Origin of the sequence: Mesorhizobium sp. M8A.F.Ca.ET.021.01.1.1 (assembly GCF_003998025.1) — a bacterium.
GTDB lineage: Bacteria > Pseudomonadota > Alphaproteobacteria > Rhizobiales > Rhizobiaceae > Mesorhizobium.
Window position 1 is genome coordinate 1 of sequence record NZ_RZSJ01000281.1, and the last position, 7595, is coordinate 7595.

The window sequence follows — 7595 nt, forward strand, 5'->3', positions numbered from 1 at the left end:
GTGATCTACAACTCCGACATGTTCGGCATGTTCAACGTCCCCGACGACCGCAAGGCGGCCCAGGTCGCTCTGGCCACAGCCACGTTGTCGAAGAGCTTCCAGTCGGCCTTCAACGTCGTCAAGGGTTCGGTTCCGGCCCGCACCGACGTGCCTGACACCGACTTCGACGCTTGCGGCAAGAAGGGTATCGCCGACCTGAAGAAGGCCAATGAAGGCGGCACGCTGTTCGGCTCGCTGGCCCAAGGCTATGGCGCCCCTCCGGCTGTCGCCAATGCCTACAAGGACGTCGTCTCCAAATTCGTCCACGGTCAGATCAAGACCTCGGACGAGGCCGTGACCGAACTGGTCAAGGCAATCGACGACGCCAAGTAAGCACTAGGCACCCAACCACCTTCCCCGCTCCGGCGGGGGAGGTTCCCGGTCCGTGAGGCCGGTCGGCCGAACGCCGACGGGAGGAACCCCATGAGCACAGTTGCGACAACCCAGATCAAGCTGACGCCGGAGCATGCCCGCCCGCGGGCCTCGGTGCGCTCGCGGCTGCAGGACGCCTTGCCCAAGATCGTGCTGGCGCCGAGCTTCGCCGTCACCGTCGTCTTCGTCTACGGCTTCATCCTGTGGACGATCTACCTGTCCTTCACCAACTCCAAGACCTTTCCGTCCTACGCCATAACCGGCGCGCGCGCCTACCAGCGGCTGTGGAACTGGACCTTCGACACCGATCCGCCGTCGAGCTGGTACACATCGATCACCAATATGGGCATTTTCGGCTTTCTCTACATCTTGATCTGCCTGGCGCTCGGCCTGTTCCTGGCCATCCTGCTCGACCAGAAGATCCGCGGCGAAGGCGTCTTGCGTCCCATCTACCTCTACCCGATGGCGCTCTCCTTCATCGTCACCGGCGTCGCCTGGAAATGGTTCCTCGACCCTGGCCTCGGCCTCGAGCAGACGCTGCACCAATGGGGCTGGACGAGCTTCCATTTCGACTGGATCAAGAACAAGGATTTCGTCATCTACACCGTGGTCATCGCCGGCGTCTGGCAGGCCTCCGGCTTCATCATGGCGATGTTCCTGGCCGGCCTGCGCGGCATTGACGGCGAGATCATGAAGGCGGCGCAGATCGACGGCGCCACCACCTTCCAGCTCTATCGCCGCATCGTTATTCCGCTGCTGCGGCCGATCTTCCTGTCGGCCTTCATCGTGCTCGCGCACCTTGCCATCAAATCCTATGACTTGGTCGTCGCGCTGACCAGCGGTGGCCCCGGTGGCTCGGCATGGCTGCCTTCGAACTTCATGTATGAGTACACCTTCAAGCGCAACGAAATGGCCGTCGGTTCGGCAAGCGCCGTGATCATGCTGATGACCATCGTCGCCATCATCGTGCCCTATCTCTATTCGGAACTCAGGGAGAAGCCGCGATGAGCGCTATGACCACTCCCGCCCGCCAGGCCAGCGGCGGCATGAACGTCAAACTCGTCAACCGCATGGTCATCTACGGACTTCTGGCGCTGTTCGCCCTGTTCTATCTGATGCCGTTGTTCGTCATGCTGGTGACCTCGTTCAAGACCATGGACGAGATCCAGAACGGCAACATGCTTTCGCTGCCCAAGGCGCCGACCTTCGATCCCTGGCTGAAGGCCTGGGGCGAGACCTGCGTCGGCCTCACCTGCGCCGGCATCAAGGGCTATTTCTGGAACTCCATCAAGATGGTGGTTCCCGCCGTGCTGATCTCGACCATGCTCGGTGCGCTCAATGGCTACGTGCTGACCAAATGGCGTTTTCGCGGGGCGACGCTGGTGTTCGGGCTGATGCTGTTTGCCTGCTTCATTCCGTTCCAGTCCGTTCTGCTGCCGATGGCGACGATCCTGGGCAGCGTCGGCCGCTTCGGCGTGACGCTGCAAAACTCGATCGGCACCAGCTTCGGCCTCGGCAATTCGACGGTCAATCTGGTCTTCGTCCACGTCGTCTACGGCATCGGCTTCACCACGCTGTTCTTCCGCAACTATTACGAGGCGTTCCCGACCGAACTGGTCAAGGCCGCCCAGGTCGACGGCGCTTCGTTCTTCCAGATCTTCCGGCGCATCATGCTGCCGAACTCGATGCCGATCTTCGTCGTCACCGTCATCTACCAATTCACCAACATCTGGAACGACTTCCTGTTCGCCTCCGCCTATGCCGGCACCGGCGATGCGATGCCGATGACGGTGGCGCTCAACAACGTCGTCAACACCTCGACCGGCGTCGTCGAATACAACGTCAACATGGCGGCGGCGATGATCGCCGCACTCCCCACCCTTCTCGTCTATGTGCTCGCCGGCCGCTATTTCGTGCGTGGCCTGATGGCGGGCGCGGTCAAAGGATAACCCAATGGCTTTTCTGGAAATTGATGGTCTGAGGAAGCGTTTCGGCCAGGTCGAGATCCTGAAAGGGATTAACCTCGAGCTGGAAAAAGGCGGCTTCCTGGTGCTGGTCGGTCCTTCCGGCTGTGGCAAGTCAACCTTACTCAACACCATTGCCGGACTGGAGACGATCACCTCTGGCGATATCCGCGTCGACGGCCGCACCATCACCGATCTTCATCCGTCCAAGCGCGATATCGCCATGGTGTTCCAGAGCTATGCGCTCTACCCCAACATGACGGTCGCCGGGAACATCTCCTTCGGCATGGAAATGCGCGGCGTGCCGGCCGACGAACGGCAGAAGGCGATCGACAAGGTGGCCAAGGTCCTGCAGATCGGCCATCTGCTGCAGCGCAAGCCGAGCCAGCTCTCCGGCGGCCAGCGCCAGCGCGTCGCCATGGGCCGGGCGCTGGTGCGGGACCCCAAGCTGTTCCTGTTCGACGAGCCGCTGTCCAACCTCGACGCCAAGCTGCGCGTCGACATGCGCATCGAGATCAAGCGCCTGCATGCCACCACGGGTACAACGATCGTCTATGTCACCCACGACCAGATCGAGGCGATGACGCTGGCTACCAAGATCGCCGTCATGCGTGACGGCGAGGTGCAGCAATTCGGCACGCCGGCCGAAATCTACAACAACCCCAGCAATGTCTTCGTCGCCGACTTCATGGGGTCACCGGCAATGAACCTGATCCCGGCCACCATCGGCGGCAATGGCGGCGATCTGGCCGTCGTGCTCGATCGCGAGGCACGCCAGCCGATCACCTTGCCGATGGCCAACGCGCCGGCCGGATTGTCGGCATTCAAGGGCAAGCCGATCATCTTCGGCGTCCGCCCGGAGGCGCTTACCGATCCCGAAGGCGCGGAACGCAACGCCTCGCAAATCGCCACCGCCGATTGCCATATCGAGGTGGTGGAACCGGCCGGTTCCGACACTTTCGCCGTCACCAATCTCGGCGGCAAGGGCGTGGTGGCACGGCTGCGCGCCGATGCCAACATCCAGCCGGGCACCAGCACGCCGCTGGCCTTCAACCTGACCAAGGCGGTGTTCTTCGATCCGGCGACCGAGAACCGTATTCGCTGATGCGTGTCGCCAAAAGTGGATCCGGTTTTGGGGCAACGACATGCATCAAAACAAAGGACCTGAAGCGCGTCGCATGTGTCAATTCAATCGCGGCGCGCTTTAGGTGATGGCAAACCCCGATATCGTCATCATCGGTTCCGGCATCGGCGGCGCCACGATCGCTGCCGGTCTGGCCGGCAGCGGCGCCTCCATCCTGATGCTGGAGCGCGGCGAACCCTTGCCGGCGACCCCGCATGCGCGCGACACGCGCTCGATCTTCGTCGACGGCCACTACCGGCCGAAGGAGATGTGGCGCGAGGCCGGCGGCGGCGCCTTCAACCCAGGCAATTACTACTATGTCGGCGGCAACTCGAAATTCTTCGGCGCGGTGCTGATCCGCTATCGCAAGCAAGACTTTTCCGACATGGAGCACTTTGGCGGCGTGTCGCCGGCCTGGCCGTTTTCCTATGACGAATTCGAGCCATGGTATTCGAAAGCAGAGCAGCTTTTCCGCGTGCGCGGCGCGCTGGGCGAGGATCCAACCGAGCCATTTCATTCGGTTCCCTATGCCTTCAAGCCGGTGCCCGACGAGGCGCCGATCGCGCGTGCCCGCGCCGAGCTCAAGGGACTGGGCCTGCATCCGGCCTCCCTGCCACTCGGCGTCGACATAGAGACATGGCTGAAGGAGGGCAGGACCGGCTGGGACGCCTTCCCAAACACGGGCCAGGGAAAGATGGACGCGCAGACCGCACCGCTGGCAGCGGCATTGACCGATCCGAACATCAAGCTCGAGACCGGCGCCTATGTCGAATATCTCGAGACTGCCCCGGACGGCAAATCCATATCCGCCATACATTATCGCCAGAACGGCGAGCTGAAAAAGCTGTCGCCGAAACTGGTCATCCTGTCGGCCGGCGCGGTCAATTCAGCGGTCATCCTGCTACGCTCGCCCTCACCCGGTAATGGCAAGGGGGGCGACAAGGGCCTGGCCAACCGCTCCGACCAGGTCGGGCGCAATTTCATGAACCACAATTCGAGCGCCATGCTGGCGATCGATCCGCGCCGCAGGAATGATGCCGTCTACCAGAAGACGCTGATGCTGAACGACTACTATTTGTCCGACGGCAAGGGCGGCAAACCGCTCGGCAATGTCCAGCTTCTCGGCAAGATCGACGGCAACATGCTAAGGGCCAATGTGAAGCGGGTGCCGAAATTCGCGCTCGATTACATGGCCAGCCATGCCGTCGACTGGTACCTGATGTGCGAGGACCTGCCCGATCCCGAAAGCCGCATCATGGTCGACGGGAAGGACATCGTCATGCAGTGGCGGCGCTCCAACATGCAGTCGCTCGATGGGCTGACCAAGGTGATGCGCGCGAATTTTCGCGCCTGCGGTTATCCCATCGTGCTGTCGCGCCCTTTCGACAAGCGTACGCCCTCGCACCAGTGCGGCACGGTGAAAATGGGCGACGACCCGGCGACATCGCCGCTCGACCCCTTTTGCCGCGCCTTCGATCACCAGAACCTGTTCGTCGTCGACGCCAGTTTTCTGCCGAACTCGGCGGCGGTCAATCCGGCGCTGTCGATCGCCGCCCAGGCGCTACGGGTGGCGGACCATATCCGCAAGAGCGAACTAGCATGACCGGTTTGCGCCGCCCCTCATCCGCCTGCCGGCACCTTCTCCCCGTGAAGGACGGGGAGAAGGGACCTGGCCGCAACGCCGGCGACCTTTTTGCAGCGCTGGCGATTGGCGAAAGCGGCGATGACAGCGTCCTTCTCCCCGTCACTATACGGGGAGAAGTGCCCGGCAGGGCGATGAGGGGCAGCGCTAGCATTCGCAAGGCTAGCGCCCCATGACGCGCCCTGCCGCCATAGTCACCGGCGGTGCACGCGGCATTGGATTGGCCTGTGCCGAGGCGCTCGCCGACGCAGGCTTCGATATTCTTGTCGCAGACCTAGCCGACCAAGCGCCGGCCAATCTCGCCGCCAATATCACCGCGCGGGCTGCAAAATTCGCCTATATCAGATGCGACATCGCCAATCTCGAAAGCCACGCCGACCTCGTCGATATCGCCATGCGTGCCTTCGGCCGCATCGACTGCCTGGTCAACAATGCCGGCATCGGCGCCGTCGTGCGTGGCGACCTGCTGGATCTCAAACCCGACAATTTCGACCGCGCGCTCGGCATCAACCTGCGAGGCACCGTCTTCCTCAGCCAAGCCGTCGCCAAGGCGATGCTCCGCCAGCCCGGCGATCATGCGAAATCGATCATCACCATCACATCGGTCAGCGCCGAGATGGCCTCTCCAGAACGCTCCGAATATTGCATGTCGAAGGCAGGGCTTTCCATGTGGGTGAAGAACCTCGCGCTCAGGCTCGCCTCGGAAAACATCGGCGTGTTCGAGCTGCGGCCGGGCATCATCCGCACCGACATGACGGCGGGCGTGACCGCCAAATATGACGCGCTGATCGAAGGTGGATTGGTGCCGGCGAAACGCTGGGGCGAAGCCTCCGACATCGGCGCCATGGTGGCGGCGCTCGCTGCCAGCAGACTGGGCTTTTCGACCGGCTCGATCATTAATGTCGACGGCGCGCTCTCGGTGCCGCGGCTGTGAACGGATGAGACAATGACCGACTATATCATCGTGGGCGCCGGTCCGGCCGGCTGCGTTCTGGCCAACCGGCTGAGCGAGGATCCCTCCAATTCCGTGCTGCTGCTCGAAGCCGGCGGCAAGGACTGGCACCCCTATATCCACATGCCGGCGGGTTTCGCCAAGATGACCAAGGGCATTGCCTCCTGGGGCTGGTCGACCGTGCCGCAGAAGCACATGAAGGATCGCGTCTTCTGGTACACGCAGGCCAAGGTGGTCGGCGGCGGCTCCTCCATCAATGCGCAGATCTACACGCGCGGCAATGCCCGCGATTACGACGCCTGGGAGAAGGAGGAAGGGCTGGCCGGCTGGGGCTACCGCGACGTGCTGCCCTATTTCAAGCGCGCCGAGAACAACCAGCGTTTCGCCAACGATTTCCACGGCGACCAGGGCCCGCTCGGCGTGTCGAACCCGATTTCGCCGCTGCCGATCTGCGAGGCCTATTTCCGCGCCGGCCAGGAGATGGGTATCCCTTTCAACCCGGATTTCAACGGCGCTGCCCAAGCAGGCGTCGGCTATTACCAGCTGACCCAGAAGGATGCCCGGCGCTCTTCCGCCTCGGTCGCTTACTTGAAGCCGATTCGCGCCCGCAAGAATCTCACCGTCAGGACCGACGTGTTGGTCACCCGCATCGTCGTCGAGAAAGCCCGCGCTGTTGGCGTCGAGGTTGTAGATAAGCCGGGGGGTGAGACAAAAATCCTGCGCGCCGACCGCGAGGTGATCGTCTCGTCCGGCGCCATCGGCTCGCCGAAGCTGTTGATGCAGTCGGGCATCGGCCCGGCCGACCATCTGAAATCGGTCGGCGTGACGCCGGTGCACGATCTGCCCGGCGTCGGCTCCAACATGCAGGACCATCTCGACCTGTTCGTCATCGCCGAATGCACCGGCGATCACACCTATGACAATTACGCCAAGCTGCACCGCACGGCCTGGGCCGGCCTGCAATATCTGCTGTTGAAGAAGGGTCCGGTGGCTTCCAGCCTGTTCGAGACCGGCGGCTTCTGGTACGCCGACCCGACCGCCGCCTCGCCCGACATCCAGTTCCACCTGGGTTTGGGATCCGGCATCGAGGCCGGCGTCGAGAAATTGAACAACCCGGGCGTCACCTTGAACTCGGCCTTCCTGCGCCCGCGCTCGCGCGGCACGGTGCGGCTGAAAAGCGCCAACCCCGCCGACCATCCGCTGATCGACCCCAACTACTGGTCCGATCCCTATGACCGCGCCATGTCGCTCAAGGGACTGCGGCTGGCCCGCGAAATCATGCGGCAGGAGGCGCTGGCCCCATACGTGCTGCGCGAGGTGCTGCCCGGCCCATCGCTCGCCGGCGACGATGAACTGATCGACTATGCCTGCCGCACGTCCAAGACCGACCACCATCCGGTCGGCACCTGCCGCATGGGCCATGACGAGATGGCGGTGGTGACGCCGGATCTCAGGCTGCGCGGCATCGACGGCTTGCGTGTCTGCGACGCATCGGTGATGCCG

6 protein-coding genes and 1 pseudogene are annotated in these 7595 nt (G+C 63.0%); all 7 read left to right on the forward strand.

Translation table 11 applies throughout. From position 1 onward, the window contains the following. Window positions 1-372 (forward strand): annotated as a pseudogene (locus EOA36_RS20725) (sugar ABC transporter substrate-binding protein); the annotation flags it as partial. Window positions 373-462: 90 nt separating this feature from the next. Then, complete coding sequence (locus tag EOA36_RS20730; protein ID WP_127279210.1) at window positions 463-1419, forward strand: sugar ABC transporter permease; 957 nt, start codon at window positions 463-465, stop codon at window positions 1417-1419. Further along, on the forward strand, window positions 1416-2360 hold the full coding sequence (locus tag EOA36_RS20735; RefSeq protein WP_127279211.1) for a carbohydrate ABC transporter permease: 945 nt from the start codon (window positions 1416-1418) through the stop codon (window positions 2358-2360). The genes EOA36_RS20730 and EOA36_RS20735 overlap by 4 nt, the downstream gene beginning before the upstream one ends. A gap of 4 nt (window positions 2361-2364) precedes the next feature. Further along, entirely contained in the window at window positions 2365-3480 is a 1116-nt protein-coding gene (locus EOA36_RS20740) for an ABC transporter ATP-binding protein (protein WP_127279212.1), read from the forward strand. Between the two features lie 106 nt (window positions 3481-3586). Continuing rightward, on the forward strand, window positions 3587-5101 hold the full coding sequence (locus EOA36_RS20745; protein WP_127279213.1) for a GMC family oxidoreductase: 1515 nt from the start codon (window positions 3587-3589) through the stop codon (window positions 5099-5101). Window positions 5102-5312: 211 nt separating this feature from the next. Beyond that, window positions 5313-6074 (forward strand): 3-ketoacyl-ACP reductase, encoded by a 762-nt coding sequence (locus EOA36_RS20755; RefSeq protein ID WP_127279214.1) that lies wholly within the window; start codon window positions 5313-5315, stop codon window positions 6072-6074. Window positions 6075-6086: 12 nt separating this feature from the next. After that, a partial coding sequence (locus tag EOA36_RS20760; protein ID WP_127279215.1) for a GMC family oxidoreductase N-terminal domain-containing protein occupies window positions 6087-7595 on the forward strand: 1509 nt, incomplete at its 3' end.

Bases quoted from the DNA above. Each gene is read 5' to 3' on its own strand.
- EOA36_RS20730 (WP_127279210.1), top strand. From the start codon at position 463: ATGAGCACAGTTGCGACAACCCAGATCAAGCTGACGCCGGAGCATGCC.
- EOA36_RS20735 (WP_127279211.1), top strand. From the start codon at position 1,416: ATGAGCGCTATGACCACTCCCGCCCGCCAGGCCAGCGGCGGCATGAAC.
- EOA36_RS20740 (WP_127279212.1), top strand. From the start codon at position 2,365: ATGGCTTTTCTGGAAATTGATGGTCTGAGGAAGCGTTTCGGCCAGGTC.
- EOA36_RS20745 (WP_127279213.1), top strand. From the start codon at position 3,587: ATGGCAAACCCCGATATCGTCATCATCGGTTCCGGCATCGGCGGCGCC.
- EOA36_RS20755 (WP_127279214.1), top strand. From the start codon at position 5,313: ATGACGCGCCCTGCCGCCATAGTCACCGGCGGTGCACGCGGCATTGGA.